Origin of the sequence: Micromonospora sp. NPDC048894 (assembly GCF_040649765.1) — a bacterium.
Taxonomy (GTDB): Bacteria; Actinomycetota; Actinomycetes; order Mycobacteriales; family Micromonosporaceae; genus Micromonospora; species Micromonospora antibiotica.
On the sequence record NZ_JBEZFY010000008.1, the window covers coordinates 229,337 to 254,512 of the forward strand.

At 73.4% G+C, this 25,176-nt stretch carries 27 protein-coding genes and 1 tRNA gene; 23 read left to right on the top strand and 5 right to left on the bottom strand.

Features of this window, described 5'->3' with window-relative positions; genetic code table 11:
* Positions 1-40: 40 nt before the first annotated feature.
* The 20 genes from eno (at position 41) to AB0C22_RS19785 (ending at position 17,028) form a co-directional block, all read left to right on the top strand.
* Complete coding sequence (gene eno, locus AB0C22_RS19690; protein WP_208568547.1) at positions 41-1,324, top strand: phosphopyruvate hydratase; 1,284 nt, start codon at positions 41-43, stop codon at positions 1,322-1,324.
* A gap of 31 nt (positions 1,325-1,355) precedes the next feature.
* On the top strand, positions 1,356-1,979 hold the full coding sequence (locus tag AB0C22_RS19695) for a septum formation initiator family protein (RefSeq protein WP_357019836.1): 624 nt from the start codon (positions 1,356-1,358) through the stop codon (positions 1,977-1,979).
* A gap of 34 nt (positions 1,980-2,013) precedes the next feature.
* A complete protein-coding gene (locus AB0C22_RS19700; RefSeq protein WP_219470673.1) occupies positions 2,014-2,571 on the top strand; it encodes a DUF501 domain-containing protein in 558 nt (185 codons plus the stop codon).
* Entirely contained in the window at positions 2,568-3,074 is a 507-nt protein-coding gene (locus AB0C22_RS19705; protein WP_219467207.1) for an amino-acid N-acetyltransferase, read from the top strand. The genes AB0C22_RS19700 and AB0C22_RS19705 overlap by 4 nt, the downstream gene beginning before the upstream one ends.
* Positions 3,075-3,199: 125 nt before the next feature.
* Positions 3,200-4,438, top strand: coding sequence for a hypothetical protein (locus AB0C22_RS19710; protein ID WP_357536264.1), 1,239 nt, complete (start codon positions 3,200-3,202; stop codon positions 4,436-4,438).
* 154 nt (positions 4,439-4,592) lie between these two features.
* On the top strand, positions 4,593-5,534 hold the full coding sequence (locus tag AB0C22_RS19715; RefSeq protein WP_219470674.1) for a Ppx/GppA phosphatase family protein: 942 nt from the start codon (positions 4,593-4,595) through the stop codon (positions 5,532-5,534).
* 425 nt (positions 5,535-5,959) lie between these two features.
* Positions 5,960-6,292: a PadR family transcriptional regulator gene (locus AB0C22_RS19720; RefSeq protein WP_219467211.1), complete on the top strand. Its 333-nt coding sequence runs from the start codon at positions 5,960-5,962 to the stop codon at positions 6,290-6,292.
* Positions 6,289-7,335, top strand: a complete 1,047-nt coding sequence (locus AB0C22_RS19725; protein ID WP_357536266.1) for a hypothetical protein — start codon at positions 6,289-6,291, stop codon at positions 7,333-7,335. Before AB0C22_RS19720 ends, AB0C22_RS19725 begins: the two co-directional genes overlap by 4 nt.
* Before the next feature lie 108 nt (positions 7,336-7,443).
* Positions 7,444-7,935, top strand: a complete 492-nt coding sequence (locus tag AB0C22_RS19730) for a hypothetical protein (protein WP_255597890.1) — start codon at positions 7,444-7,446, stop codon at positions 7,933-7,935.
* A gap of 215 nt (positions 7,936-8,150) precedes the next feature.
* On the top strand, positions 8,151-8,837 hold the full coding sequence (locus tag AB0C22_RS19735; protein WP_208568659.1) for a dienelactone hydrolase family protein: 687 nt from the start codon (positions 8,151-8,153) through the stop codon (positions 8,835-8,837).
* Between the two features lie 33 nt (positions 8,838-8,870).
* A complete protein-coding gene (locus AB0C22_RS19740) occupies positions 8,871-9,680 on the top strand; it encodes a uracil-DNA glycosylase (RefSeq protein ID WP_357536269.1) in 810 nt (269 codons plus the stop codon).
* A gap of 19 nt (positions 9,681-9,699) precedes the next feature.
* Complete coding sequence (locus AB0C22_RS19745; RefSeq protein WP_219470678.1) at positions 9,700-10,437, top strand: DUF4129 domain-containing protein; 738 nt, start codon at positions 9,700-9,702, stop codon at positions 10,435-10,437.
* 72 nt (positions 10,438-10,509) lie between these two features.
* The gene (locus tag AB0C22_RS19750) at positions 10,510-11,097 is read left to right on the top strand and encodes a hypothetical protein (RefSeq protein ID WP_357019853.1); all 588 of its coding nucleotides are present in this window, start codon (positions 10,510-10,512) and stop codon (positions 11,095-11,097) included.
* Positions 11,097-12,104, top strand: coding sequence for a MoxR family ATPase (locus AB0C22_RS19755; protein ID WP_208568540.1), 1,008 nt, complete (start codon positions 11,097-11,099; stop codon positions 12,102-12,104). Before AB0C22_RS19750 ends, AB0C22_RS19755 begins: the two co-directional genes overlap by 1 nt.
* Positions 12,104-13,474 carry a DUF58 domain-containing protein gene (locus AB0C22_RS19760; protein WP_357536355.1) on the top strand — a complete coding sequence of 457 codons (1,371 nt, stop codon included), beginning with the start codon at positions 12,104-12,106 and terminating at the stop codon, positions 13,472-13,474. The genes AB0C22_RS19755 and AB0C22_RS19760 overlap by 1 nt, the downstream gene beginning before the upstream one ends.
* A 5-nt stretch (positions 13,475-13,479) precedes the next feature.
* Positions 13,480-14,040, top strand: a complete 561-nt coding sequence (locus tag AB0C22_RS19765; protein ID WP_219470682.1) for a hypothetical protein — start codon at positions 13,480-13,482, stop codon at positions 14,038-14,040.
* Between the two features lie 91 nt (positions 14,041-14,131).
* Positions 14,132-15,469 (top strand): NAD(P)/FAD-dependent oxidoreductase, encoded by a 1,338-nt coding sequence (locus tag AB0C22_RS19770; protein WP_208568539.1) that lies wholly within the window; start codon positions 14,132-14,134, stop codon positions 15,467-15,469.
* A gap of 130 nt (positions 15,470-15,599) precedes the next feature.
* Positions 15,600-15,683, top strand: a tRNA-Leu gene (locus AB0C22_RS19775).
* 110 nt (positions 15,684-15,793) lie between these two features.
* Positions 15,794-16,615, top strand: coding sequence for a Bax inhibitor-1/YccA family protein (locus AB0C22_RS19780; RefSeq protein ID WP_219467221.1), 822 nt, complete (start codon positions 15,794-15,796; stop codon positions 16,613-16,615).
* Positions 16,616-16,707: 92 nt separating this feature from the next.
* The gene (locus tag AB0C22_RS19785) at positions 16,708-17,028 is read left to right on the top strand and encodes a hypothetical protein (RefSeq protein WP_208568537.1); all 321 of its coding nucleotides are present in this window, start codon (positions 16,708-16,710) and stop codon (positions 17,026-17,028) included.
* Positions 17,029-17,032: 4 nt separating this feature from the next.
* Here the strand turns inward: AB0C22_RS19785 and AB0C22_RS19790 are convergent, their stop codons facing one another.
* The 3 genes from AB0C22_RS19790 to AB0C22_RS19800 all read right to left on the bottom strand — a co-directional run bounded on the left by AB0C22_RS19790 (position 17,033) and on the right by AB0C22_RS19800 (position 20,483).
* Complete coding sequence (locus tag AB0C22_RS19790; protein ID WP_357536271.1) at positions 17,033-18,295, bottom strand: acetyl-CoA C-acetyltransferase; 1,263 nt, start codon at positions 18,293-18,295, stop codon at positions 17,033-17,035.
* Between the two features lie 249 nt (positions 18,296-18,544).
* A complete protein-coding gene (locus tag AB0C22_RS19795) occupies positions 18,545-19,348 on the bottom strand; it encodes an SGNH/GDSL hydrolase family protein (protein ID WP_208568535.1) in 804 nt (267 codons plus the stop codon).
* An 85-nt stretch (positions 19,349-19,433) separates the two neighbouring features.
* Complete coding sequence (locus AB0C22_RS19800; RefSeq protein ID WP_357536273.1) at positions 19,434-20,483, bottom strand: SGNH/GDSL hydrolase family protein; 1,050 nt, start codon at positions 20,481-20,483, stop codon at positions 19,434-19,436.
* A 182-nt stretch (positions 20,484-20,665) separates the two neighbouring features.
* Between AB0C22_RS19800 and AB0C22_RS19805 the strand changes: the two genes are divergently transcribed.
* The 3 genes from AB0C22_RS19805 to AB0C22_RS19815 all read left to right on the top strand — a co-directional run bounded on the left by AB0C22_RS19805 (position 20,666) and on the right by AB0C22_RS19815 (position 23,547).
* The gene (locus tag AB0C22_RS19805) at positions 20,666-21,022 is read left to right on the top strand and encodes a YkvA family protein (protein WP_204928292.1); all 357 of its coding nucleotides are present in this window, start codon (positions 20,666-20,668) and stop codon (positions 21,020-21,022) included.
* Between the two features lie 75 nt (positions 21,023-21,097).
* Positions 21,098-22,468, top strand: coding sequence for a cystathionine beta-synthase (locus AB0C22_RS19810; RefSeq protein WP_208568533.1), 1,371 nt, complete (start codon positions 21,098-21,100; stop codon positions 22,466-22,468).
* Between the two features lie 170 nt (positions 22,469-22,638).
* Positions 22,639-23,547, top strand: a complete 909-nt coding sequence (locus AB0C22_RS19815; protein WP_219467229.1) for an intradiol ring-cleavage dioxygenase — start codon at positions 22,639-22,641, stop codon at positions 23,545-23,547.
* A gap of 3 nt (positions 23,548-23,550) precedes the next feature.
* Here the strand turns inward: AB0C22_RS19815 and AB0C22_RS19820 are convergent, their stop codons facing one another.
* Both AB0C22_RS19820 and AB0C22_RS19825 read right to left on the bottom strand, forming a co-directional pair.
* Positions 23,551-24,069 carry a GNAT family N-acetyltransferase gene (locus AB0C22_RS19820; protein ID WP_357536275.1) on the bottom strand — a complete coding sequence of 173 codons (519 nt, stop codon included), beginning with the start codon at positions 24,067-24,069 and terminating at the stop codon, positions 23,551-23,553.
* Positions 24,066-24,995 (bottom strand): ribonuclease Z, encoded by a 930-nt coding sequence (locus AB0C22_RS19825; protein ID WP_357536277.1) that lies wholly within the window; start codon positions 24,993-24,995, stop codon positions 24,066-24,068. Before AB0C22_RS19825 ends, AB0C22_RS19820 begins: the two co-directional genes overlap by 4 nt.
* Positions 24,996-25,176 lie beyond the last annotated feature (181 nt).

Consider the following 25,176-nt stretch of genomic DNA (forward strand, 5'->3'; position numbering starts at 1 on the left):
GGCCCATACCGGATTCGCACAACGAACGAGGAGCGACTCAGTGGCAACCATCGAGGGAATCGTCGCCCGGGAGATTCTCGACTCACGGGGCAACCCGACGGTCGAGGTCGAGGTAGGGCTGGACGACGGCACGATCGCTCGCGCCGCCGTACCCTCCGGCGCCTCCACCGGCGCCTTCGAAGCGGTCGAGCTGCGCGACGGTGACAAGGACCGCTACCTGGGCAAGGGCGTCGAGAACGCGGTCGCCAACATCGAGGACAAGATCGTCGACCAGCTGATCGGCTACGAGGCCAGCGAGCAGCGGCTGATCGACCAGAAGATGCTCGACCTCGACGGCTCCGACAACAAGGGCACGCTGGGCGCGAACGCCATCCTCGGGGTCTCCCTGGCGGTGGCCAAGGCGGCTGCCGGCAGCGCCGAGCTGAGCCTGTTCCGTTACCTGGGTGGCCCGAACGCCCACCTGCTGCCGGTGCCGATGATGAACATCCTCAACGGTGGCGCGCACGCCGACTCCAACGTCGACGTCCAGGAGTTCATGATCGCGCCGATCGGGGCCCCCAGCTTCCGGGAGGCGCTGCGCTCCGGTGCCGAGGTCTACCACGCGCTGAAGTCGGTGCTCAAGAAGAAGGACCTCTCCACCGGTCTGGGTGACGAGGGTGGCTTCGCCCCCAACCTGCCCAGCAACGCCGCCGCGCTCGACCTGATCGCCGAGGCGGTCGAGAAGGCCGGTTACCGGCTGGGCACCGACATCGTCTTCGCCCTCGACGTGGCCGCGACCGAGTTCTTCGACAACGGCACCTACACCTTCGAGAGCGCCGCCAAGAGCGCCGAGGAGATGAGCAACTACTACACCAAGCTCATCGGCGACTACCCGATCGTCTCCATCGAGGACCCGCTGGCCGAGGACGACTGGACCGGTTGGGCCACCCTGACCGCCGCCGTCGGCGACCGGATCCAGATCGTCGGCGACGACCTGTTCGTCACCAACCCGCAGCGCATCGCCCGGGGCATCGCCGAGAAGTCCGCCAACGCGGTGCTCGTCAAGGTCAACCAGATCGGTTCGCTGACCGAGACCCTGGACGCGGTGGACCTGGCCCACCGGGCCGGTTTCAAGTGCATGATGAGCCACCGCTCCGGCGAGACCGAAGACACCACCATCGCCGACCTGGCCGTCGCCACCGGCTGCGGTCAGATCAAGACCGGTGCCCCGGCCCGGTCCGACCGGGTCGCCAAGTACAACCAGCTCCTGCGGATCGAGGAGGAGCTGGCCGACGCGGCGCGGTACGCCGGCGCCGGCGCGTTCCCGCGTTACCGTTCGGCCTGACCCAGGCGAACCTCGGGGGAGGGGTGTGACGATGCAGCAGCGCCGCACACCGGGTGGCCAACGCCCGGCCCGCCGGCCGACCGGTCGGCCGGGCGGGGCCCGGGGCGCCCGGACGCCGCTGCGCGACGGCGGGGTCCGCGCCGAGCCGCGGGCTGCCGCGGCCCGGTCGCGGACCGCCGACGGGGTACGGTCGGCGAACCGTCCGGCGGCGGCCCGCCGGACGGCGGCCGGCGGCACCATCCGGCGACTCACCGCGCCCCACCCCCGACGGTTCACCGGCCGGGCCACCGTGCTGTTCGCGGTGCTGCTCGCGCTCGCCCTGGCGTACACCTATCCGGTCCGGGTCTATCTCGACCAGCAGGTCGACATCGAGCGGATGGAGGCCAGCCAGGCCGCCCAGCGTACGGAGATCGCCGAGCTGTCGGCCCAGGCGGCGAAGTGGCAGGACCCCGAATACATCAAGATCAAAGCGCGGGAACGGTTCTTCATGGTGGCCCCCGGTGAGACGCCGGTGATCGTGCTCAACGACGCGGACGGCGCGGCCCGGGACGCCAACGGCGGCCGGCCGCCGACCCCACCCAAGACCCCCGACCCCTGGTACGACACCCTGTGGTCGAGCGTCCAGGCGGCGAACGGCGACGCCCCGGACCAGTGAGCAGCACCCGCGTACCGAACGAGAGATGGGCACCGTGACTGTCGTACCACCGCAGGAGCCGGCGGCGGACTCCGTACCCCCGCCGGAGCACCAGCCGGCCACCGAGGCCGACCTGGCCGCGGTGGCCGCGCAGCTCGGACGCCCGCCCCGGGGCACCCGGGCGGTGGCCCACCGCTGCCCGTGCGGCCTGCCCGACGTGGTGGAGACCACCCCCCGGCTCGCCGACGGCACCCCCTTCCCGACGCTGTTCTACCTGACCTGCCCCCGGGCGACGGCGGCGTGCAGCCGGCTGGAGTCGGCCGGGTTGATGAAGGAGATGGCCGAGCGGCTCGCCGAGGACCCGGAGCTGGCCGACCGGTACCGGGCCGCGCACGAGGACTACCTGGCCCGCCGGGCCGTGATCGGCGAGGTGCCGGAGATCGCCGGCATCTCCGCCGGTGGGATGCCCGGCCGGGTGAAGTGCCTGCACGTGCACCTGGGCCACGCGCTCGGTGCCGGCCCCGGCGTCAACCCGTTCGGCGACGAGACGCTCGCCTTGGTGGAGAAGTGGTGGACGGCCGGGCCGTGCGTGGACCTGCCGGCGGCGCAGTGACCGACGAGATCGTGGTACGCCGGGCCCGCACCGGCGACGTACGCGGCATCCGCCGGCTGGTCGACACCTACACCGACGACCGGCGGCTGCTCAGCAAGGCCACCGTCACCCTCTACGAGGACGTGCAGGAGTTCCGGGTCGCGGTCACCGGCGACGGGCGGGTCGTCGGCTGTGGCGCGCTGCACGTGATGTGGGAGGACCTCGCCGAGATCCGTACCGTGGCCGTCGACCCGGCCTGCCGGGGACGGCGGCTCGGCCACCGGATCGTCACCGAGCTGATCGACGCCGCCCGGGAGTTGGGCATCGCCCGGATCTTCGTGCTCACCTTCGAGACGGCGTTCTTCGGCGCGTTCGGGTTCACCGAGATCGACGGCGCCCCGGTGCCGCAGCCCGTCTACGAGCAGCTGCTGCGCTCCTACGACGAGGGCGTCGCCGAGTTCCTCAACCTGGAACGCGTCAAGCCGAACACCCTGGGCAACACCCGGATGCTGCTGCGCCTCTAGCCCCGGACGGCTGGGTCCGCGCCCGGTGCTGCTGCGCCTCTAGCCCCGGACGGGTCCGCGCCCGCTTGCGGCGGCCCGAAGGTGCGGCCCCGGCCGGTCTTGACCCGGCCCGCCACCCTGGGTCGGTGACGATCGTGCGCCGGTTGGGCGCGGTGCTCGCCGCCCTGGTGACCCTGTTCGCCCTGGTCGGCATCGCCCGGCTGATCGCCCCGGCGACCGGTGGCGTCGACCGCCAGCCGCCCGGGGTGGACCGGCAACTCGACTACCTGCGGGCCGAACTGGACGACGGTGCCGGCGAGGACGCCCAGGCGATGTTCCCGGAGGGCTGGTTCTTCGCCCACGCGCTGTACGGGCTGGCCCGGGTGGAGACCGGCCTGCGGCAACCGCCGCAGGGACGTGACGAGGCGCTGCGGGAGGCCCGGTGGGCGCTGGCCCGGCTGGAGTCACCGGCCGGCACGGCCCCGTTCAGCCGCGACCTGACCCCGGCGTACGGCGTCTTCCACGCCGGCTGGACGAACTGGCTGCGCGGCGGGGTGCTCGCCCTGCAACCGGAGTCGGAGCGGGACCCGGCCGAGGTGCGCCGGTTCGCCGAGGCGTCGGCGACCCTGGCCGCCGCGTTCGACGCCTCTCCCACGCCGTACCTCGCCGCCTATCCGGGGCAGGCGTGGCCGGTCGACTCGATGGTGGCGGTGGCCTCGCTGCGGCTGCACGACGCTCTGCTACCGCCGCGTTTCGCGCCGACCACCGGCCGCTGGCTGGACGGGGTACGCCAGCGCCTCGACCCGCGTACCGGTCTGCTGCCACACCGGGTCGACCCGGGCACCGGAGCACCGGCCGAGGTGGCCCGGGGCACCTCGCAGAGCGTCATCCAGCGGTTCCTGCCGGAGATCGACCCGACCTTCGCCCGCGAGCAGTACCTGCGCTTCCGCACCGACTTCGTGGTGTCGCCACTGAGGCTCGGCCCGGCGGTGCGGGAGTACCCGCGCGGCCTGGACGGACCGGGGGACGTCGACTCGGGACCGCTGCCGCTCGGGGTGAGCTTCTCCGCCACCGTGGTGACCCTCGGTGCGGCCCAGGTGCAGGGCGACGACGCGTTGGCCGGGGCGTTGGCCAACTACGGCGAACTGGTCGGCTTTCCGCTGGACACCCCGCACACCCGCCGGTACGCCTTCGGGCTGCTCCCGATCGGTGACGCCTTCCTGGCGTGGTCGAAGACCGCCCGCCCGTGGGTCTCCGCGCCCACCGACCCGCCACCGGCGACGGTGGACCCGTGGTGGCGCGCGCCGCTGGTGGCGCTGCTGGTGCTGCTCGCCGTGCTGCCCTGGGTGCCGTGGCTGCTGTGGCGTCGGCGCCGGCGACGGTGACCGCCGCCGGCCCGGCAGGCGCTGCCGGGTGCGGTTGGCGCTGCCGGGCACCCTGTCGGTGCTGCCGTGCGTCGGGGCGGTGCGGTCGGGCGTCGGGTCGGCGCTGCCGTGCGCGGGCGACTGCTGCCGTAGGGTTGCTGCCGTGACGACGCGTGTGGCCGCCATCGACTGCGGGACCAACTCCATCCGCCTGCTGGTCGCCGACCTGCCCGACCCGTCGGCCGGGCCGCAGGCCCCACTGGTCGACCTGGCCCGCCGGATGGAGATCGTCCGGCTCGGTCAGGGCGTCGACCGGACCGGCCGGCTGGCCCCGGAGGCGATCGAGCGGACCCGGGTGGCGCTCGCCGGGTACGCCGCCGAGATCGACAAGCTGGGCGTCGACCGGGTGCGGATGTGCGCCACCTCGGCGTCCCGGGATGCGAGCAACGCGGCCGACTTCCGGGCCATGGTGGAGCAGACCCTGGGCGTCGCGCCCGAGGTGGTCACCGGCGACGAGGAGGCCCGGCTGTCGTTCACCGGCGCGGTCCGGGGGCTGCCCGCCGACGCGGAGCCGCCGTACCTGGTGGTGGACATCGGCGGCGGTTCGACCGAGTTCGTGGTGGGCACCCGCGACTCCGGGGTGCAGGCGGCGATCTCGGTGGACATCGGCTGCGTCCGGATGACCGAACGGCACCTGCACGGCGACCCGCCGACCGTCGCCGAGGTCGCCGCCGCGCAGGCCGACATCGCCGCCGCCGTCGACCGGGCGCTCGCCGCCGTCCCCGGCCGGGAGGCAGCCACACTGGTCGGGCTCGCCGGTTCGGTCACCACCGTCGTCGCCATCGCCCAGGACCTCCAGGAGTACGACCCCGAGCGCATCCACCACGCGCGGGTGCCGTACGAGCGGGTGGCCGGGGTGACCGCCGACCTGCTGGGCCGGACCGCCGCGCAGCGGTTGGCGATCCCGGTGATGCACCCGGGCCGGGCGGACGTGATCGGTGCGGGTGCCCTGGTGCTCAAGGTGATCATGGAGCGGGCCGGGATGTCCTCGGTGGTCGCCTCCGAACACGACATCCTCGACGGCATCGCCTGGAGCCAGCACCCCACCCCCAGCTGACCCCCACGCTCCCCCTCCCCCTCCCCCTCCCCCTCCCCCCTCCCTCCCCTCCGCTCGACATCGAGCCCGGTGATCAAGAGCTTTGCGTCAAATTTCCCGGCGAGAACGACCCAAACTTCTTGATCACCGGGCCGAGGGTGTGGTGATCAAGAGGTTTGCGTCGGAAATCCGGGTGGGGATGACGCGAATCTCTTGATCACCGGGCCGGGGTCGGGGGTCGGGGGCGAGGGCCGGGGTCGGGGGCGAGGGCCGGGGGCCGGGGGCCGGGGGTGAGGGTCGGGGCGGGGGATGGGCCGGGGCTGGGGTGAGCCGAGGGTGAGGGCTGGGGCGGGGTGGGGGTGGGGTGGGTGGGGGTGGGAGATGAGGACGGGGGTGGGGTATGGCGTTGTTGACGGTAGTGCGCAGTGCGCAGTAGTGTGTGATGCGTGGACACCACACAACTACTCAAGGGTGTGCTCGACCTGGCCGTGTTGGCCGTGTTGCGGGATTCCGACGGGTACGGCTACGACATCCTGCGCCGGCTGCGCGAGGCCGGGCTGGATGAGGTCGGCGACGCGTCGGTCTACGGGACCCTGCGCCGACTCTTCGCTGCCGGCCTGCTCACCACCTACGTCGTGCCGAGCGAGGCCGGCCCGCACCGCAAGTACTACGCGCTCAACGCCGCCGGCCGTGACCAGCTCACCCGCTCCGGCAAGACCTGGCGCGCGTTCGCGACGACGATGGACCAGCTGCTCGACGATCGGGGGATGGCGGCATGACCGTCACTGGGCAGGAGATAACGGACTACGTCGAGCGGGTGCGGACCGCCCTGGCCGACCTGCCACCGCAGGTACGCGAGGAGCTGACCGAGGACCTTCCGGAACACCTCGCCGAGGTGGCCGCCGAGGCCGACGGTTCCCTGGTCGACCGGCTGGGCACCCCCGAGGCGTACGCGGCGGAGTTGCGCGCCGCCGCCGGGGCGGGTGACCCGGCGGCCGGCCGGCGGGCGCTGGAACGGCGGATCGCCACCATGCTGGGGCGTGCCCGGGCCCGGGTGGATCGGGTCGACGCCCGGCTCGGCCCACTGTTCGGTCACGACACGGCGGGGGAGTTCCTGCGGCTGCTGCGCCCGGCGTGGTGGGTGGCCCGCGCCTACCTGGTCGCGATGATGCTCACCGCGCTCAGCACCGACGGGCCGCTCGGCCTGCTGCCCCGGCTCGACGGCCACGCGTTCGTCGGCCTGCTGGTCTTCGCCGGCCTGGTGTGCGGCTCCGTCTGGTTGGGTCGGCGCACCCCCGAGCTGCGGTCCTGGCGGCGCTGGGCGTTGCACGCCAGTTCGGCGGTGCTGGCGTTGTTCGCGATCGCCGCGGTGGCGAACGTGGACGACCAGGCCCGCTCCGGCTACGGCTACGGCTACGAGACGACCTCCGTGCAGAACCCGTACGACCAGGTGCAGGACGTCTACGTCTACGACAGCGAAGGGCGGTTGGTGGAGAACGCCCGGCTCTTCGACCAGAACGGCACCCCGATCCGGTTGGGCTGGCCGGCCTGCGACGATCCGGCCCTGCCCGACGTCAACCCGGTGCAGCGCGGCTACCCGTACTGCCCGCAGCAGGCGCCGTTCCGGCCGCGTCCGCCGGCCGTCGCCCCGCTCCCGCCCGGGTCCGGCGTGAGCCCCGGCGGGTCGCCGACGGCCACCGCGCCGGGTGTTGCGCCGACAGCCACCGCGCCGGGAAACCCCGTACCCACGGGATCGGTGCCGGTCGCGTCGCCCTCGGTGTCCGGGCCGGCGGGGGTGCCCCTGCCCACCGCCACCGGCTGACCTGCCGTTGCTGGGAAATGGCTGAACGGACGAGGGGAACGGGGCAGCACGCGCTGATCTTCGTCGCTACGTTGTCGTCTGCTCATTCGCCCCTCGGAAGGAAATTCAGTGTCAGAGCAGGTCGCATCGTCCCCCGCGCCGCAGGCGGAGCAGGTGGCCCAGCCCGAACCGGTCACCCCGGCCACCGCCGCGCAGCCGACGGAACCGAAGGGTGGCGGGGCGAAGAAGGTGCTCGGCATCGTCGGCGCGATCGTCGCCTTCCTGGTGATCGCGGCGCTGAAGTTCGGCGTCGCCAATGCCATCGGCAACTTCCTCAACCCCGACGAGACGGCCGAGGCGAAGGCCGGTGACTGCATCGCCGAGCTGCCGGAGGTGACCGGCACGCAGGAGAAGTCGGTCAGCGACGCCAAGGTGGTCAAGTGCACCTCGACCGACGCCGTCTACAACGTGGTCGGCCGGGTCGAGGAGCAGACCGAGGCGCAGGCCAAGACCGGTAAGGCGTGCGAGCAGTACATCAAGGAGGGTGAGGACGGCTACGTCTTCTACAACATCGCCCCGGGCGGCAAGGGCTACCTGCTCTGCCTCACCAAGAAGGCGTGACCGACAGGGCCTGACCGGTCCGTACGACGATCAGCCGACGGCGGCGCGGGATTCCCGCGCCGCCGTCGGCGTGTTGCACGCCACCGTTCGATGAACGCGAGGTATATGCCACTGTTCTGGCATCTTCCCGGCACGCGTACGGCGTGGCAGGCTACCGACACGTAGGAACGCCCTGCGACCAGCCGACGATGACTGACCGACAGGAGGACGGGCCGATGGGCGAGATGGTGAGTTACCGCCGGAACGCAGGGACCGGCGAGGGGTATCTCGCGGTACCGGCCAGTGCGACGGCCAGCCCGGCGGTCATCGTCATCCAGGACTGGTGGGGTCTCGTGCCGCACATCCGCTCGGTGGTGGACCGGTTCGCCGAGGCCGGCTTCGTGGCGTTGGCCCCCGACTTCCGGCACGGCCAGCCGGCCAGCAAGCCCAGTGAGCCCCGGCAGATGCTCAACAGCACCCAGATGGACGAGGCGGCGGCCGACATCGCCGGGGCGGCGGAATACCTCGCCGGTCGGGCCGAGGTGACCGGCAAGGTGGGGTGCGCCGGGTTCTGCGCCGGTGCCAGCCTGGCGCTGTGGGCGGCCACCCGCGCCGAGCGGATCGTCGCCACCGCCGCCTTCTACCCCCGGCTGCCGTGGGACGGGATGCCCACCGAGTGGACCGACTACGCGGGTAAGGCGGCGGTCGTGCACTGCTCAGAGGCCGACGGACTGTCCGCCGCCGACGGCGTGCAGACGGTACGCCGGGCCGTGGAGAACGCCGGCGGCACCTGCCAGACCTACGACTACCCGGGCACCGCGCACGCGTTCTTCAACGAGGACCGGCCGGAGAACTTCGACCAGCGGGCCGCCGCCACCGCCTGGGCCCGCACCCTCGAACTCTTCCGGGCCAAGCTTGGCTGAGCGCCGGTCAGCCGACGGGCGCAGGCGTTGACGGTGCCCAGGCCGACCGTGTCCCGTACCCCCGCCGAGGTGGTCGCCCGCGCCGCGCGGGCGACCGACCTGGCCGACCTCGACGCGGCGGTCAGCGACTGTTTCGCCTGCCCGCGCCTGGTCGACTGGCGGGAGGAGGTCGCCCGGACGAAACGGGCCGCGTTCCGCGACCAGGACTACTGGGGTCGCCCGGTGCCCGGCTTCGGCGCCCCCGACAACCGCACCGGGCGCGGCGGCGCGGGCCCGTCCGCCACCCCACCCGGCCCGGTGTCCGAACCCCGGATCGGGATCCTCGGCCTGGCCCCGGCGGCCCACGGCGGCAACCGGACCGGGCGGGTCTTCACCGGCGACCGCTCCGGCGACGTGCTCTTCGCCGCCCTGCACCGCGCGGGGCTGGCCAACCAGCCCACCAGCGTCGCCGCCGACGACGGCCTCGCCCTCACCGGCGTGCGGATCTTCGCCGCCGTGCGCTGCGCCCCGCCGGACAACAAGCCCACCCCGGCCGAGCGGGACACCTGCGCCCCCTGGGTGCACCGGGAGGTGGCCCTGATCCGACCCACCATGCGGGTGGTCGTCGCCCTGGGCGCGTTCGCCTGGGCGGCGTGGTGGCCGGTGCTACGCCAGGTGTACGGCGTCCGACCGCCCAGCCCGCGACCGGTCTTCGGCCATGGGGCACACTGGTCCGGGTCGGCCGCTCCCGATCTGCTCGGTTGCTACCACGTCAGCCAGCAGAACACCTTCACCGAGCGGTTGACCACACAGATGCTGGACGACGTGTTCGCCCGGGCGAAACAGCTCGCGGGGGTGGACTGAGCAGCGTGGGGCGGTGGCGATGGACCTCGGCGTACTGCGCAGGTGGTGGCCCGTCGCCCTGGTGACGCTGCTGCTGCTCGCCGCCGCGCTCTCCGCCGGGCACTCCTCGATCGGCGCGAGCCGTATCCCGCCGGCCGCCGACAACATCCCGTACGTGCCGGATTACCCGTCCGCCGAGCCGGCCGCGTCGATCCCGATCGAGCCCCGTGCCGACGCCGCGCAGACCCGGGCGAGTGTTCCGCAGTGGATCGCCACGGCGGCGCTCGGCCTGCTCGGGCTGGCGATCCTGGCCGCCGTGGGCTACCTGGCCTGGACGCTGCTGCGCGGCGCGCTGCGCCGGACCACCCGGGCGGTGCCCGCCGCGCGGGCCCGGCGTACCGCCGAGGGGACCGCCCGGGAGGTGGTGGCCGCGCTCGACGCCGGCCTGGAGGAGCTGGACGACGCCGACACCGACCCGCGTACCGCCGTCATCGCCTGCTGGGTGCGGCTGGAGGAGGCCGCCACCGAGGCCGGCGTGCCGAGGCTTACCGGGGACACCCCGACCGACCTGGTCACCCGGTTGTTGCGGGGAGACCCGGCCGCCGGGGTGCCCGCCATCGCCAGCGCCGACGTGCTGGACGGCTTCGCCCACGTCTACCGCGAGGCCCGCTACGCCACCCGCAGCGTCGACGCCCGGATGCGGGACCAGGCCCGGGGGGCGCTGCGCCGGCTGCGTGGCGAACTCACCGCCCTGGCCGACCCGCAGGTGCCGGCGTGACCGCCCGCCAGCACACCGCACCCGGTGGGGTGCCGGCGTGACCGCCCGCCACCCGTCCGGCGGGGTGTCGGGGTGAGCGAGTCGACCGGTCTGGACGACCTGTTCCGTTTCGAGGAGGAGCCGTCGGCCCGGTCCGGCCGGGCCCGGGGCGGGCGCGTGCGCTGGCTGTTCCGGCTGCTCCTGACCACCGCCGGGGTGACCGCCGTGGTCCTGGTCGGCCTGCGCGCGGTCGGTCTGCAACTGTCGATCGGCATCGTGGTGGCGGGGGTGCTGGCGGTGCTCACCGTCCGTCGGGTCACCGCCGCGCTGGCCCCGCCGCCCCCGCCCCGCAGCGGGGCCCGGACCCCGGCCGGTGAGGAGCCGGGCGCCTACAACTGGGCGGCCCGGGACGCGCTGCGGGCCGCGATCAACGGCTGGGAACGACCGCTGGACTGGTCCTCGGGCAACCAGGAGCGGTTCACCGAGCGGATCCTGCCCCGTCTCGGCGAGCTGGCCGACGAGCGGCTGCGCCAACGCCACGGCCTGACCAGGGAAGCCGACCCGACCCGGGCCCGGGCCCTGCTCGGGGACCCGCTGTGGAGTTTCCTCGAGACCCCCTCCCGCCGTCCCCCGTCGCCGCGCGACCTCGCGGCGATCGTCGCCGAACTGGAGAAGATCTGATGAACGACGTGGACCGCAGCATTCCCGCCACGGAGGTCGGCCACCTGGCCCGGGCGGTGCTGGACGCGGTCGGCACGGTCGTGGTCGGCAAGCGGGAGTCCCTGGAACTGGTCCTCGCCGGCATCCTGGCCGGCGGGCACGTGCTGCTGGAGGATCTGCCCGGCCTGGGCAAGACACTGACCGCCCGTTCCTTCGCCCAGGCCCTCGGGTTGGACTTCCGCCGCCTCCAGTTCACCCCCGACCTGCTGCCCGCCGACGTCACCGGCTCGTTCCTCTACGACCAGCGCACCGGCGACTTCTCCTTCCGGGCCGGTCCGCTCTTCACCAACCTGCTGCTCGCCGACGAGATCAACCGGACCCCGCCGAAGACCCAGTCGGCGCTGCTGGAGGCGATGCAGGAGAAGCAGGTCTCCGTCGAGGGCGTCACCTACCGGCTCGACGAGCCGTTCCACGTCCTGGCCACCGCCAACCCGATCGAGTACGAGGGGACGTACCCGCTGCCCGAGGCGCAGCTCGACCGGTTCCTGCTGCGGGTGTCGTTCGGTTACCCGCAGCGCGACGAGGAGTGGGAGGTGCTGCGCCGCCGGATGGACCGCCGCCGCGAGGAGGCGCAGATCGAGCCGGTGGTCGACGCCGCAACCCTGCGGGCCATGCAGGCCGCGTTGGAGGACGTGGTGGTGGAGGACTCCGTCGGCAAGTACATCGTGGACCTCACCGCGGCCACCCGGGAACACCCGTCGGTGCTGGTCGGGGCGTCCCCCCGGGGTTCGCTGGCGTTGCTGCTGCTGGCCCGGGTCCGGGCCGTCTTCGCCGGCCGGGACTACGTGGTGCCGGAGGACGTGAAGGAGGTGGCCGCCCCCGCGCTGGCGCACCGGATCACGTTGCGTCCGGAGATGTGGCTGCGCCGGGTCGACCCGTCGTTCGTGGTCGGCGAGGTGCTGGAGCAGACCCCGGCCCCGGCCAGTGGGGCGCTGCCCAGCTACGCGGCCGGCCGGGCCGGGCGCTGATCGTCGTGCCGGACCGTCAGGAGCCGACGGCGGGCTGGTCGCCCACCTGGGCGCTCGGCCGGGCGGTGCTGCTCACCGGGCTGCTGCTGATCGCCGCGGTGCTGCTCGGCCGGGTCGACCTGGTCGTGCTGGCCACCCCGTTCGCGCTCGGCACCGCGTACGCGTTGCGTCGCCGGCCCTCCGCCGCCCCACAGTTGGAGATCATCGCCGAGGATGCCCAGCTGGTAGAGGGCGGTGACCTGGCCGGCGCGGTGGCGGTGGGCAATCCGGACACCGTGCCGTACGACGTGGTGGTGGTCCGGACCCGCGTCTCGCCGTGGCTGTCGGTGCGGCGGGTCGGTTTCGGCGGCATCGAGCTGGATGTCAGCCGCTCCGGCGGCATGGACCGGCCCTTCGTGACGGCGTTGTCCACCGGCACCGCCGTCGACCTGGAACTGTCCGGCACCGCGCTGCGCTGGGGGCGGCACCCGGTCGGTCCGGCCGGTGCCCGGGCCGCCGCCGCCGACGGACTGCTGGTCTCCCGTGCGGTGCTCACCGAACCGGTGCGGATGCGGGTGTACCCGAAGACCGAGCCGTTCGACGCGGTGGAGGCGATGCCCCGGGCCGCCGGGCTGGTCGGCGCGCACCACTCGCGCCGGCCGGGGGAGGGCGGGGAACTGGCCGGGGTGCGGGTCTTCGGGCCGGGGGACCGGCTGCGCCGCATCGACTGGCGGGTGTCGCTGCGGACCCGGCAACTGCACGTGGCGTCGACCCTGTCCGACCGGGACGCCGAGGTGGTCGTCCTGCTCGACGTCCTGGCCGAGGCGGGGCGGTCCGGCGGGGTGGCCGGAGCGGCATCCGTGTTGGACACCACCGTCCGGGCCGCCGCCGCGATCGCCGAGCACTACCTGCACCGGGGCGACCGGGTGGCCCTGCTGGAATACGGCCCGGCGGCCCGTCGGCTGCGCCCCGCGACCGGCCGCCGGCAGTACCTGACCGTGCTGGAGTGGCTGCTCGACGTGCACGCCGAGTCCTCCCCACACGAGCCGTACGACCAGGTGTTCGGGCCGCAGGTGCTCTCCGCCGACGCGCTGGTGGTGGTGCTCACCCCGCTGCTCGACGAGCGGTCCGCGCAGATGTTGGCCCGGCTGGCCCGGGGCGGACGGTTCGTGGTGGCGGTGGACACCCTGCCGACCGACCTGGCCCCACCCGGCGACCGGGGCTGGGCACCGGTTGCGTACCGGCTGTGGCGGCTGGACCGGGACACGATGATCGCCCAGCTCCGGGAGCACGGCGTGCCGGTGGTGGGCTGGGCCGGCGCGGGCAGCCTGGACCAGGTGCTGCGGGACGTCGCCCGGCTGGCCACCGCCCCCCGGGTGGGTGGCCGGTGAGCCCGGTGGACGCGGCCCGGGAGCGGGTCCGGGCGGCCCGCACGGCGGTGCGTCGGGTGGCGCTGCTGCCGTTGCTGGTGCGCGGGGCGGTCTTCCTGGTGGTGCTGGCCGGCCTGCTGCTGGCGTACCCGGTGGAGCTGTTCCAGGCCCGGTCGCTGCTCGCGCTGACGGTGGTGGCGGTGCTGCCGGCGGTGGCCCCGCGCCGGGTCTGGCCGACCTTCGCCGCGCTGGTCACGGTCGCCGGCTGGGTGTTCGCCTCGGCCGGTTACGACCGCCCGATCGCGTTGTGGCGGTTGCTGGCGGTGGCGACCCTGCTCTACCTCGGGCACACCCTCTGCGCCCTGGTGGCCGTGTTGCCCTACGACGGGGTGACCGACCCGAACGTGGTGCTGCGCTGGCTCACCCGGGCCGGCGCGGTGGTGCTGGCCTCCGCGGTGATCGGCGTGTTGCTGACCCGGGCGGGGCAACTCGGCCCGGATGACGGTTTCCAGACCGCCACGGTGGTCGGACTGCTGGTGGCGGTGGGTCTGAGCGGGCTGCTGGGTTGGCTGCTGCGCCGCAGATAGCGCGACGTTGCGCAGCTCACAGGTGTTGTGCTCCGTCACAGATGGGGGTCTCGAGGGGTATTACCGCAGCCGCCCGGGGAAAGATGGATACGTGAATCCGAAGCGGATCCTTGTCGTGGGTGCCGGGCACGTGGGCCTGTACGCCGCTCTGCGCCTGTCCAAGAAGCTGAGCTCCCGTGAGGCCGAGGTCGTCGTCGTCGACCCGCAGCCGCACATGACCTACCAGCCGTTCCTGCCCGAGGCGGCGGCCGGCAACATCTCGCCCCGGCACTCCGTGGTGCCGCTGCGGCGCGAGTTGCGCAAGTGCAAGGTGGTCGCGGGCGCGGTGACCCGGATCGACCACAGCCGCAAGACCGCGGTGGTGCAGCCGATCTCCGGCCCGACCCGGGAGATCCCCTACGACCACGTGGTCGTCGCCCCCGGCTCGGTGTCCCGCACCCTGCCCATCCCGGGCCTGCACGAGCACGGGATCGGCTTCAAGACCATCGGTGAGGCCATCTACCTGCGCAACCACGTGCTGGACCGGCTCGACGTGGCCGCCGCCACGCCGGATCCCGACGTCCGTCGCTCCGCGTTGACCTTCACCTTCGTCGGCGGCGGCTACGCCGGCATCGAGGCGTTGGCCGAGATGGAGGACATGGCCCGGGACGCGCTGCGCTACTACCCCGAGCTGGAACCGGACGACATGCGCTGGGTGCTGGTCGAGGCGACCCAGCGGGTGCTGCCCGAGGTCGACCGGGACATGGGCGCCTACACGGTGCAGCAGTTGCTCAAGCGGAACATGGACATCCGGTTGGACACCCGGCTGGAGTCCTGCGTCGACGGTGTGGTGAAGCTCTCCGACGGCGACAGCTTCCGCTCCGACACCATCGTCTGGACGGCCGGGGTGAAGCCGTCGCCGATGCTGGACCGCACCGACTTCCCCCGCGACGAGCGGCGGCGGGTCACCTGCCTGCCCACCCTCCAGGTCGTCGACGGCGACCGGGTGGTCGAGGGGGCGTGGAGCGCCGGTGACTGCGCGGCCGTGCCGGACCTCACCAAGGAGCCGGGCAACTACTGCTCGCCGAGCGCCCAGCACGCGGTGCGGCAGGCCGCCCGGATGGCCGACAACATCGCCCTGGTGGTCCGGGGCCGGCCGCCTGTCGACTACAAGCACAAGCACGCCGGCAGCGTGGCCAGCCTCGGCCTGCACAAGGGCGTCGCCCAGGTGTACGGCATCAAGATGACGGGCTGGCCGGCCTGGTTCATGCACCGGACGTACCACATGAGCCGGATCCCGTCGTTCAACCGCAAGGTCCGGGTCGTGGTCGACTGGTCGCTGGCCTTCTTCCTCAAGCGTGAGGTGGTCGCGCTCGGTCAGCTGCACGACCCGCGGGAGGAGTTCGCGGAGGCGTCGCAGCCGATCCCGATCACCAGCAGGGCGGCCTGACCGCCGCTCCGACACCGAACGCCCCTGCCCGCCGGAGCGGGCAGGGGCGTTCGCGTCGCCGGGTACGCCGGGGCGACACGGACCGGTTACCGTGGGACTGCACCGCCGCGCATCGACGTGACGCGCTTTCGCCCGGGTGGTGGAACGGCAGACACGGCCGCCTTAAAAGCGGCTGCCGCAAGGCGTGCGGGTTCGAGACCCGCCCCGGGCACCACACACTCTCAGCTTTCCCACAGCGTCCCGGCCGTACCGGCTGGCACCGGGCCGTTTACCCTGGGAGTGCACGTTTGCGTGCGACTGACCCCCTGAGGGAGGCCTGAGACAGTGAAGACCTCGAACCCGGTGCTCGCCCGGCTCGGCCAGGCGGCCGAGCGGGAGCGCTCCGCCGGGTACGCCCAGCCCGGGCCGTACGGTTACGGACAGCCCGGCGTTCCCCAGCAGTACCCGGGTCAGCCCGGTTCCCCGGTCGCCCCGCAGGTGTCCGGCACGATGACCCTCGACGACGTCGTCGTCAAGACCGTCACGCTCCTGGCGATCCTCGGCGTCTCCGCCGCCGCCGCCTGGATCCTGGTGCCGGATTCGGTGCTCGGCGTCGCCTGGATCGGCGCCGCTATGGTCGGCCTGGTCCTCGGGCTGATCATCTCGTTCTCCCGGGTCGCCAACCCGGCGCTGGTCGTCGCGTACGCGATCGTCGAGGGCGCGTTCGTCGGCCTGGTCAGCAAGGTCTACGAAACGGCCTACCAGGGCATCGTGCTCCAGGCCGTGGTCGCCACCTTCGGCGTCTTCTTCGTGATGACCATCCTCTACAAGGCGCGCGTCATCCGGGCCACCCCCAAGTTCGTCAAGGGCATGATCGCCGTGATGGCGGGCCTGTTCGCCGTCATGCTGATCAACCTGGTGCTCGCGCTGTTCGGCGTGAACACCGGCCTGCGCGACGGCAGCCCGCTGGCCATCGGGTTCAGCCTGGTCTGCATCGTGGTCGCCTCGCTGAGCTTCGTGCTCAGCTTCAAGGAGGTCGAGGACGGCGTCCGGATGGGGCTGCCGGCCCGCTATTCCTGGACGGCCGCGTTCGGCATCGTGGTCAGCCTCGTCTGGCTCTACCTGGAGATGCTCCGTCTGATCAGCTACTTCCAGGGTGACGACTGACGCTTTCGCACCCGACGCCCGCCACCGTGCACCCTGCGGCGGCGGGCGTCGTCGTCTACGCACCCCGACCGGGGTGCGTAGACTCGCCGACGATGAGCGCAGCGGAGTTGGGCCGGGCGGTGGACCTGCTGGTCCGTCAGGTGGGCCACTGGCAGCAGCCGCGCTGGGCGGCGGTCGCCGAGGGCGGCAACGTGTCCCGGGCCGACCTGGTGCACAAGCTGGTGCAGGAGGTCGCCGACCTGGCGGCCGACGCGGAGGGTGAGCCCCGGCGGGACGTACCCCGGTTGGCGCACCCGATGGCGCTGCCCGACCAGCTCCGGGTGGTCACGGCGGACCTGGTGGCCGCCGGCCCGCCGGAGGCGGTACTGGCCGGGGCCGCCGCCCTGGTGACGGCGACCCGCGGCGCGCTGTAGCGGCTCAGCTGAGCCGTTCGAGCACCATCGCCATGCCCTGACCGCCGCCGACGCACATGGTCTCCAGGCCGATGGTCGCGTCGTGCCACTGCAGGGCGTTGAGCAGGGTGCCGGTGATCCGGGCGCCGGTCATCCCGAACGGGTGGCCGACGGCGATCGCCCCGCCCATCACGTTGACCTTGTCCTCGGGGATGCCGAGCTGCCGGTACGACGGGATCACCTGGGCGGCGAACGCCTCGTTGATCTCGACCAGGTCGACGTCGTCGACGGTCATCCCGGCCCGGCGCAGCGCCTGCCGGGACGCCTCGACCGGGCCGAGGCCCATGATCTCCGGCGACAGGGCGGTGACGCCGGTGGAGACGATCCGGGCCAGCGGGGTCAGCCCCAACTCGTCGGCCCGCTGGGCGCTCATCACCACCACGGCGGCGGCCCCGTCGTTGAGCGGGCAGCAGTTGCCGGCGGTGATCCGGCCGTCCGGGCGGAAGACCGGCTTCAGCCCGGCCACCGCCTCCAGGGTGACCCCGGCGCGCGGGCCGTCGTCGGTGTCGACCACGCTGCCGTCCGGGGTGGTGACCGGGGTGATCTCGCGGACCCAGAAGCCGTCGGCGATGGCCTTCTCGGCGAGGTTCTGGCTGCGGACGCCGAACGCGTCCATCTCCTCCCGGGTGACGTCGTACACCTGGGCCAGGTTCTCCGCCGTCTGCCCCATCGCCAGGTAGATGTCGGGGAGCTGCCCGGCGTCGCGCGGGTCGGTCCACACCTCGGCGTCGCCCTGGGCGCGGGCCACCGACCGCTGCCGCGCCTCGGCGAAGCGCGGGTTCTCCCAGCCACCGCCGACCAGCGCCTGCGCCTCGGGTGGCAGGGTGTCGGAGTTGCCCCGGGCGTACCGGGAGACCATCTCGACCCCGGCGGAGACGAAGACGTCGCCCTCGCCGGCCCGGATCGCGTGCATCGCCATCCGGGTGGTCTGCAACGACGACGCGCAGTAGCGGGTGAGGGTGGCGCCCGGCAGCCCGTCCAGGCCCATCAGGGTGGCGACCACCCGGGCCAGGTTGAAGCCCTGCTCGCCGCCGGGCAGCCCGCACCCGAGGTAGAGGTCGTCGATGGTGGTCGGGTCGAGCCCGGGAACCTTGTCCAGCGCGGCCTGGACGATGGTGGCGGCGAGGTCGTCCGGGCGGACCTCGCGCAGGGAACCCTTGAACGCGCGGCCGATGGGGGACCGGGCGGTGGCGACGATGACGGCGTCGCGGGACGACTCAATCGGCATGAACCAACGTTAACTTGACGGTAACTTGGCGCGGAAGCAGCCCGACCAGCGGGAAATGTCACCCGGGCGGCATGCCGGTGGCGGCGGCGTCGACCCACCGGCAGCTCGGACCCGCCGGCCCGGGCTACGCCGGCCGGGGTAAGCCGGACCGCGGGGCCACGCCGGACCGCCGGGGCACGCCCGGCCGCCGGGCGGGGTATGCCGGACCGCCGGGCGGTTACGCCGGACCGCCGTGCGTTCCGGGGCCGGTCAGTGCCGGGAGGCGACGTTCGCGGCGGCGACCACCGCCGGCAGCAGGGCGTGCGCCCACACCCGGTAACCGTCGGCGGACGGGTGGAAGCCGTCGTGACACAGCGTCCCGGCGTCGGCCCGGAACACCGGCCCGGTCTCCGTACCCAGGTCGACGACCGTGCCCCCGGCGTCCAGCACGGCGGCGGTCTGTGCCCTCGCGACCCGCCGGCCCGACCACCCGATCACCTGCCGCAGCGGCGGGGCCACCGCGCGCACCGCCCCCAGGTCCGGGCAGGTGCCGACGACGACCTCGACCCGGGCCTCCCGCAGCCGGCGCACCGCCGAGGCGAGGTACGCCGCCGCCTCCAACGGCCGGCTCATCGCCGTGGCGTCGTTCGCCCCGATCAGCACCACCGCCACGTCCGGCCGGTCCCCGAGCAGCGCCCGCGCCACCTGGGTGGACAGATCGGTGGAGCGGGAGCCGGAGACACCCACGCTGGACAGGTGCACCCGACGACCGGTCGGCCCCTCGGCCAGCAGGTAGGCGAGTTGACCGCCGACCGTCTCGTCGAAGCGGCCCACCCCGACACCGAGCGCCGAGGAGTCCCCGAGCAGCACCAGCCGCAGCGGTGGGGCACCGGCCCGGCCGACCGTGGCCCGCAGCGCCAGGCCCAGTTCGGGCTGGGCGTAGTCGCGGTTGCGGGCCGCCACCGCCTGGCCGGCGAGCACCGCCGCCCCGCCGATCGTCCCGGCGACCAGGGAGACCGCCGCGGCCTTACCGAGGCGTACGGCCAGCTCGCCGCCCACGGACCGGCCCGTCATGGCGTCACCGTCGGCAGGTGCACGTCGATGCCGACCGGCGCTGCGTGGCATTCGTGGCACCCGGTGGTTCGCTCGCTGTGCTCGCTCATGCCAGTTCCTCCAGTTGGGGTGAGTCGGCGGCGGCACCGGACTGCGGCACCGCGCCGACGCCGAAGAAGGCCCGCCGCCGCAGTTGCGCCCAGCGGCCGGCGGGGCCGCGCTCCCGACCCCGGAACTGTGCGCCGCTGACCTCCGTGCCGGCGTGCCGGGCTGCTTCCTGGGCGGCCTCGGGCAGCGACCGCACGCCGTCGCTCCGGCCCGGGGCGGGTCGGCGTTCCCCGCCGCCGAGCGCCGACACTACGGTCGGCAGGAGCGCGGCGGCGGCCATCGCGTACCCCTCGGCGGAAGGGTGGAACCGGTCCGAGGCGAACATCCGGGTCGGTTCGGCGGAGAACCGGGGGCCGAGCAGGTCACCGAGGGAGACCGTCCAGCCGCCCGCCTCGACCACCGCGACCGTCTGGGCGGCGGCGAGCTGCCGGCTCCACCGGCGGGCCAACCAGCGCAGCGGGGGTTGGATCGGCTGGATCGCGCCCAGGTCGGGGCAGGTCCCGACGACCACCTCGCAGCCGGCGGCGCGCAGCGCGCGGACCGCGTCGACCAGGTGCCGGACCGCCACGGAGTATGGCGACCGGTTGGTGACGTCGTTGCCGCCGACCATGATCACCGCGATGTCCGGCGCGCATTCCAGGGCGGCCTCGACCTGCGGCCGGAGCCCGGCGGAGAGTGCGCCGACCACGGCGAAGCGGTGCACCCGTACGGCCCGGTGCAGTCGCCGGGACAGCCCGGTGGCCAGCAGCGAACCCAGGGTCTCCCGCCGCCGCAGCACCCCGTAACTGGCGGCGGAGGAGTCGCCGAGGATCACCATGGTCAGCGGTGTCCCGGGGATCTTGGCGCCGTAGACGCCGTCGCAGCGCGGCGGTGGGGCCTGCGCCATCGGGATGGTGCGTCGGGCCTGCCGGGCCTGGCCGAGCAGCACCCCGCCGGTCGCGGCGACGGCCGCCGCGGTGGCACCCGTGCCGATCGCCGCCAGCCGGGCGACCTGTCGGGCGCGATGCCAGCGCGGAACCACCGGTACGACGGAACCAGCCACCCCCATACAGCGACATTATCGCGCCGTGACGGCCCCCCGCTTCCGTCGGGACGGTCGGTTTCCCGGCTGGGCCGCGACGATTCTGGGTACCTGATCCGGTGGCGGGGCCCACCTGCGGTCGCCCCGCCGCAGGTGGCGACGGCTTGCGCCGGACAGTCACGCTGGTCGGTGGAGAGGGGCTGGATGAGATGGGTAGGACATTGAAGCGGACCGCGGCCTTCACGGCGTTGGCCCGGTCGCTGGCGGCGGGTGCCCGGGGTGGCCCGTCGTTGGGTGCCCGGCTGGCGGCGCTGCCCCGGATGATCCGGGCGACCGCCCGGGGCGAGTACGACGGCGGGCTGCGGCTGGCGATGATGACGGCGGCGACGGTCTACGTCGTGTCGCCTGTCGACCTGGTGCCGGAGCTGTTCCTGACCGTGCTCGGTCTGGTGGACGACGCCGTGATGGTCACCTGGCTGGCCGGCAGCGTGCTGTCGGAGACCGAGCGCTTCCTGGAGTGGGAGGCGCGTCGGGCCTCCGTCATCCCCGGTCATGTGACGCTCTGAGGGCACGTACCCTGAGCGACGAAGGACCGTCTGCCAGGCCGCCGTCGCCGGCGCCGCAACGAAGGGCACAACGAGGTGCAGTACTACGACAACGTCGTCGACCTGATCGGCAACACCCCGCTGGTACGACTGCGCAACGTCACCGAGGGCATCAGCGCGACCGTGCTGGCGAAGGTGGAATACCTCAACCCCGGCGGCTCGGTCAAGGACCGGATCGCGCTGCGGATGGTGGAGGACGCCGAGGCCGCCGGGCTGCTCAGGCCCGGCGGCACCATCGTCGAGCCGACCAGCGGCAACACCGGTGTCGGGCTGGCCCTGGTGGCCCAGCTCAAGGGCTACCACTGCGTCTTCGTCTGCCCCGACAAGGTCAGCCAGGACAAGCAGGACGTGCTGCGCGCGTACGGGGCGGAGGTGGTGGTCTGCCCGACCGCCGTCGCCCCGGAGGACCCCCGCTCCTACTACAACGTCTCCGACCGGCTGGCCCGGGAGATCCCCGGCGCGTGGAAGCCCGACCAGTACAGCAACCCGGCCAACCCGCGCTCGCACTACGAGACCACCGGCCCGGAGCTGTGGAAGCAGACCGGGGGCGGGCTCACCCACTTCGTCACCGGGGTCGGCACCGGCGGCACCATCACCGGCATCGGGCGTTACCTCAAGGAGGCTTCCGAGGGGCGGGTCAGGGTGATCGGGGCGGACCCGGAGGGCTCGGTCTACTCCGGGGGCACCGGCCGGCCGTACCTGGTCGAGGGTGTCGGTGAGGACTTCTGGCCGGCGACGTACGACCGGGAGGTCGCCGACGAGATCATCGAGGTGTCCGACAAGGCGTCCTTCGAGATGACCCGGCGGCTGGCCCGCGAGGAGGGGCTGCTCGTCGGCGGCTCCTGCGGGATGGCCGTGGTGGCGGCGCTGGAGGTGGCCCGTGCCGCCGGCCCGGACGACGTGGTCGTGGTGCTGCTGCCGGACAGCGGCAAGGGCTACCTGTCCAAGATTTTCAACGACCGGTGGATGGCCCGGTACGGCTTCCTCGACCACCCCGGCACCGAGCCGACCGTCGCCGACGCGCTGGCCGGCAAGCCGGGCGGCCTGCCCGAACTGGTGCACGTCCACCCGACCGAGACGGTCCGCGACGCCATCGACTACATGCGTGAGTACGGCGTCTCCCAGCTCCCGGTGCTCAAGGCCGAGCCGCCGGTGGTCACCGGCGAGGTGGCCGGCTCGATCGCCGAGCGGGACCTGCTGGACGCCCTGTTCACCGGTCAGGCCCACCTGCACGACACCATCGAGCGGCACATGGGTGACCCGCTGCCGATGGTCGGTGGCGGCCAGCCGGTGAGCGAGGCGGTGGGCCTGCTGGAGAAGTCCGATGCGGCGCTGGTGCTGGTCGACGGCAAGCCCAAGGGCGTGCTGACCCGTCAGGACCTGCTCGCCCACCTCGGCGCACGCTGATCCGACGCCGCTGCGGGGCCCCTTCCGACGGGAGGGGCCCGCAGCGTGTCCGGGCCGGTCGCCGTCGGGTCGACCATTCACAGCACGGGCACAGGGGCAGCACAGAGGGCATCCGAGCAGCCTCCCTACGGTCGGGTGAGCCGAGAGGCACCGACCACGGGAGGAACGACATGCGACACGACCTGGACCACCACGAGGGGCAGCGGGTCAGCCGTCGGCGGCTGATCGCGGGGGTCGGCTCGATCGGGCTGGCCGGCCTGCTCGCGGCCTGCGGCCGGGACAGCGGCACGGTCACCACGTCGACCGGCCAGACCGTGTCCCCCCAGGCGACCGCCAGCACGTCGGCCGACCTGGCTGCGCTGTTCGGCGCGGCGAACACCTGCACGTTGACCGCGAGCACCACCCAGGGCCCGTACTACTTCGACGCCGACAAGATCCGCAACGACATCCGGGAGGACCGGGCGGGCACCCGGCTGCGGGTGGCGATCCGGGTGCAGGACAGCGAGCAGTGCGGACCGTTGGCCAACGCCGTCGTGGAGATCTGGCACTGTGACGCCGAGGGCCTGTACTCGGGTGCCGAGGCGCAGTCGTCCGGTGCGTCGGGCGGCGGCGCTCCGTCCGGCGGCAATCCGCCCGGCGGCGCGTCGGGTGGCACCCCGCCCACCGGCACCCCGCCAGGGGGTGGGGCGGCCCCGGGCGGCGGCGCCGAGGGGTCGGCGGCGGACCTGACGCCGACCGACGACAAGCGCTACCTGCGCGGCGCCCAGGTCACCAACGCCGACGGGATCGTCGAGTTCACCACCATCTGGCCGGGCTGGTACCGGGGCCGCACCACGCACATCCACGCGATGGTGCACCTGGGCGACGACCGGGTGCTCACCACCCAGATGATGTTCGACGAGGCGCTCAACACCCGGGTGTACGCCGCCGCGCCGTACGCCGCGCACACCGGGCGGGACACCTTCAACGACAACGACAACATCTTTGCCGAGAGCATGCTGATGAAGGTGGTCGAGGACGGCGACGGGTATCTATCAGTGATCAACTTCTCGGTCGACGCGGACCAGGACGGCACCTGACGGTCAGCAGCCGGGCAGCTGCCGGGCGTAGCGCAGCTGCGGGGTGCGGGTGGGGCCGATCCGTTCGTCCCGGCGATCGCCGGTGGCCCGCCAGCCGCCGCGCTCGTAGAAGTGCCGGGCGGGGGCGTTGCTCTCCAGCACCCACAGCACCGCCCGACGCCAGCCCCGGACCCGCATGGTGTCCAACGCGTCCACCATCAGCGCCCGGCCGGTGCCCCGGCCCCGCTCGGCCGGGTCGAGGTGGATGGCGTTGAGCAGCCCGGTCGCCGGGTCGCCCCCGTCGTCCGGGCCGAGGTAGCTGAACCCGACCAGCCGGCCGTCCCGCTCGGCCACGGTCATCAGGTGCTCGTCGCGTTCCCACGTCCACCGCTCGACCCAGTACGCCCCCATTGCCTCGGGCGTCGGGTCGGCCAACGCCTCGGGCGGCAGGAACGACGAGTAGGCCGCGATCCGGGACCGCTGGTGCAGGGCGCCCACCGGCATCAGGTCGTCGGCGACGGCGGGACGGAGCGTGACGGTCACCCGGCCGAGGCTACCCGCCGGGGCGGGACCGGCACGGTGGTCAGGTCCTCGGCGATCACCAGCTCCCCGGTGAAGTGCTCGCGGGCCTCGTCGTGGAAGCGGCGCGGGTCGGCGTACCGCTGGGAGAAGTGGGTGAGCACCAGGGTGCGTACCCCGGACTCGGTGGCGACCCGGGCGGCCTGGCCGGCGGTCAGGTGGCCGACCTCGGCGGCGAGCGCGGTCTCCGACGCCAGGAACGTCGACTCGATGACCAGCAGGTCGGCGTGTTCGGCGAGGGCGTACACCCCGTCGCAGAGGCCGGTGTCCATCACGAAGGCGAACCGCTGCCCCGGCCGGACCACGCTCACCTCGTCCCGGGTGACGCGGCGTCCGCCGACGTCCAGGTGCCCGACGCGCAGCAGCTCGCCGACCGCCGGCCCACCGATGCCGTACGCGGACAGTCGCTCCGGCAGCATCCGGCAGCCGTCCGGCTCGACCAGCCGGTAGCCGTACGTCTCGACGGGGTGCCGCAGCCGGCGGGCCTCCAGCGTGCCGACGCCCAGGGTGATCCGTTGCCCGTCGGTGGTGATCGGTTCGACGGCCAGCTCGGCGGTCTCGTGGAAGCTGCTGGCGTGCCGCAACCTGGCGAAGTATTCGGCGCCTCCGGCGGGGAAGTGCACCGCCACCGGGTGCGGCACCCGGTCCAGGGAGAGCCGTTGGATGGTGCCGGGTAGGCCGAGGCAGTGGTCGCCGTGGAAGTGGGTGACGCAGATCCGGGTGAGGTCGGTGGCGGTGACCCCGGTGTGCAGGAGTTGGCGCTGGCTGCCCTCGCCCGGGTCGAAGAGGATCACCTCGTCGTCCCAGCGCAGCACGTAGCCGTTGTGGTTGCGCAGCCGGGTGGGGGTCTGGCTGGCCGTACCGAGCACCGTCAGCTCACGCATGGACACCGCCGGCCTCCTCCGGAGACGAAGCGACCCCCGGGGCTTCCGTGCTCGCGCACGGGCCGACTGGACTGGGTCGGCACCCCGGGGGTCGGGTGGCTGTCGTGGTTTCGCCGCACCGCTGCCACACGGTCTCGACGATCATGCTTGGTCGTTCACTGTCGAGGACAGCGGCTAGCGGACAGCC

Bases quoted from the DNA above. Each gene is read 5' to 3' on its own strand.
- AB0C22_RS19800 (WP_357536273.1), bottom strand. From the start codon at position 20,483: ATGGGGGTGGCTGGTTCCGTCGTACCGGTGGTTCCGCGCTGGCATCGC.
- AB0C22_RS19790 (WP_357536271.1), bottom strand. From the start codon at position 18,295: ATGCCGATTGAGTCGTCCCGCGACGCCGTCATCGTCGCCACCGCCCGG.
- AB0C22_RS19695 (WP_357019836.1), top strand. From the start codon at position 1,356: ATGCAGCAGCGCCGCACACCGGGTGGCCAACGCCCGGCCCGCCGGCCG.
- AB0C22_RS19805 (WP_204928292.1), top strand. From the start codon at position 20,666: ATGGGTAGGACATTGAAGCGGACCGCGGCCTTCACGGCGTTGGCCCGG.
- AB0C22_RS19795 (WP_208568535.1), bottom strand. From the start codon at position 19,348: ATGACGGGCCGGTCCGTGGGCGGCGAGCTGGCCGTACGCCTCGGTAAG.
- AB0C22_RS19735 (WP_208568659.1), top strand. From the start codon at position 8,151: ATGGGCGAGATGGTGAGTTACCGCCGGAACGCAGGGACCGGCGAGGGG.
- AB0C22_RS19745 (WP_219470678.1), top strand. From the start codon at position 9,700: ATGGACCTCGGCGTACTGCGCAGGTGGTGGCCCGTCGCCCTGGTGACG.
- AB0C22_RS19755 (WP_208568540.1), top strand. From the start codon at position 11,097: ATGAACGACGTGGACCGCAGCATTCCCGCCACGGAGGTCGGCCACCTG.
- AB0C22_RS19785 (WP_208568537.1), top strand. From the start codon at position 16,708: ATGAGCGCAGCGGAGTTGGGCCGGGCGGTGGACCTGCTGGTCCGTCAG.
- AB0C22_RS19815 (WP_219467229.1), top strand. From the start codon at position 22,639: ATGCGACACGACCTGGACCACCACGAGGGGCAGCGGGTCAGCCGTCGG.
- AB0C22_RS19725 (WP_357536266.1), top strand. From the start codon at position 6,289: ATGACCGTCACTGGGCAGGAGATAACGGACTACGTCGAGCGGGTGCGG.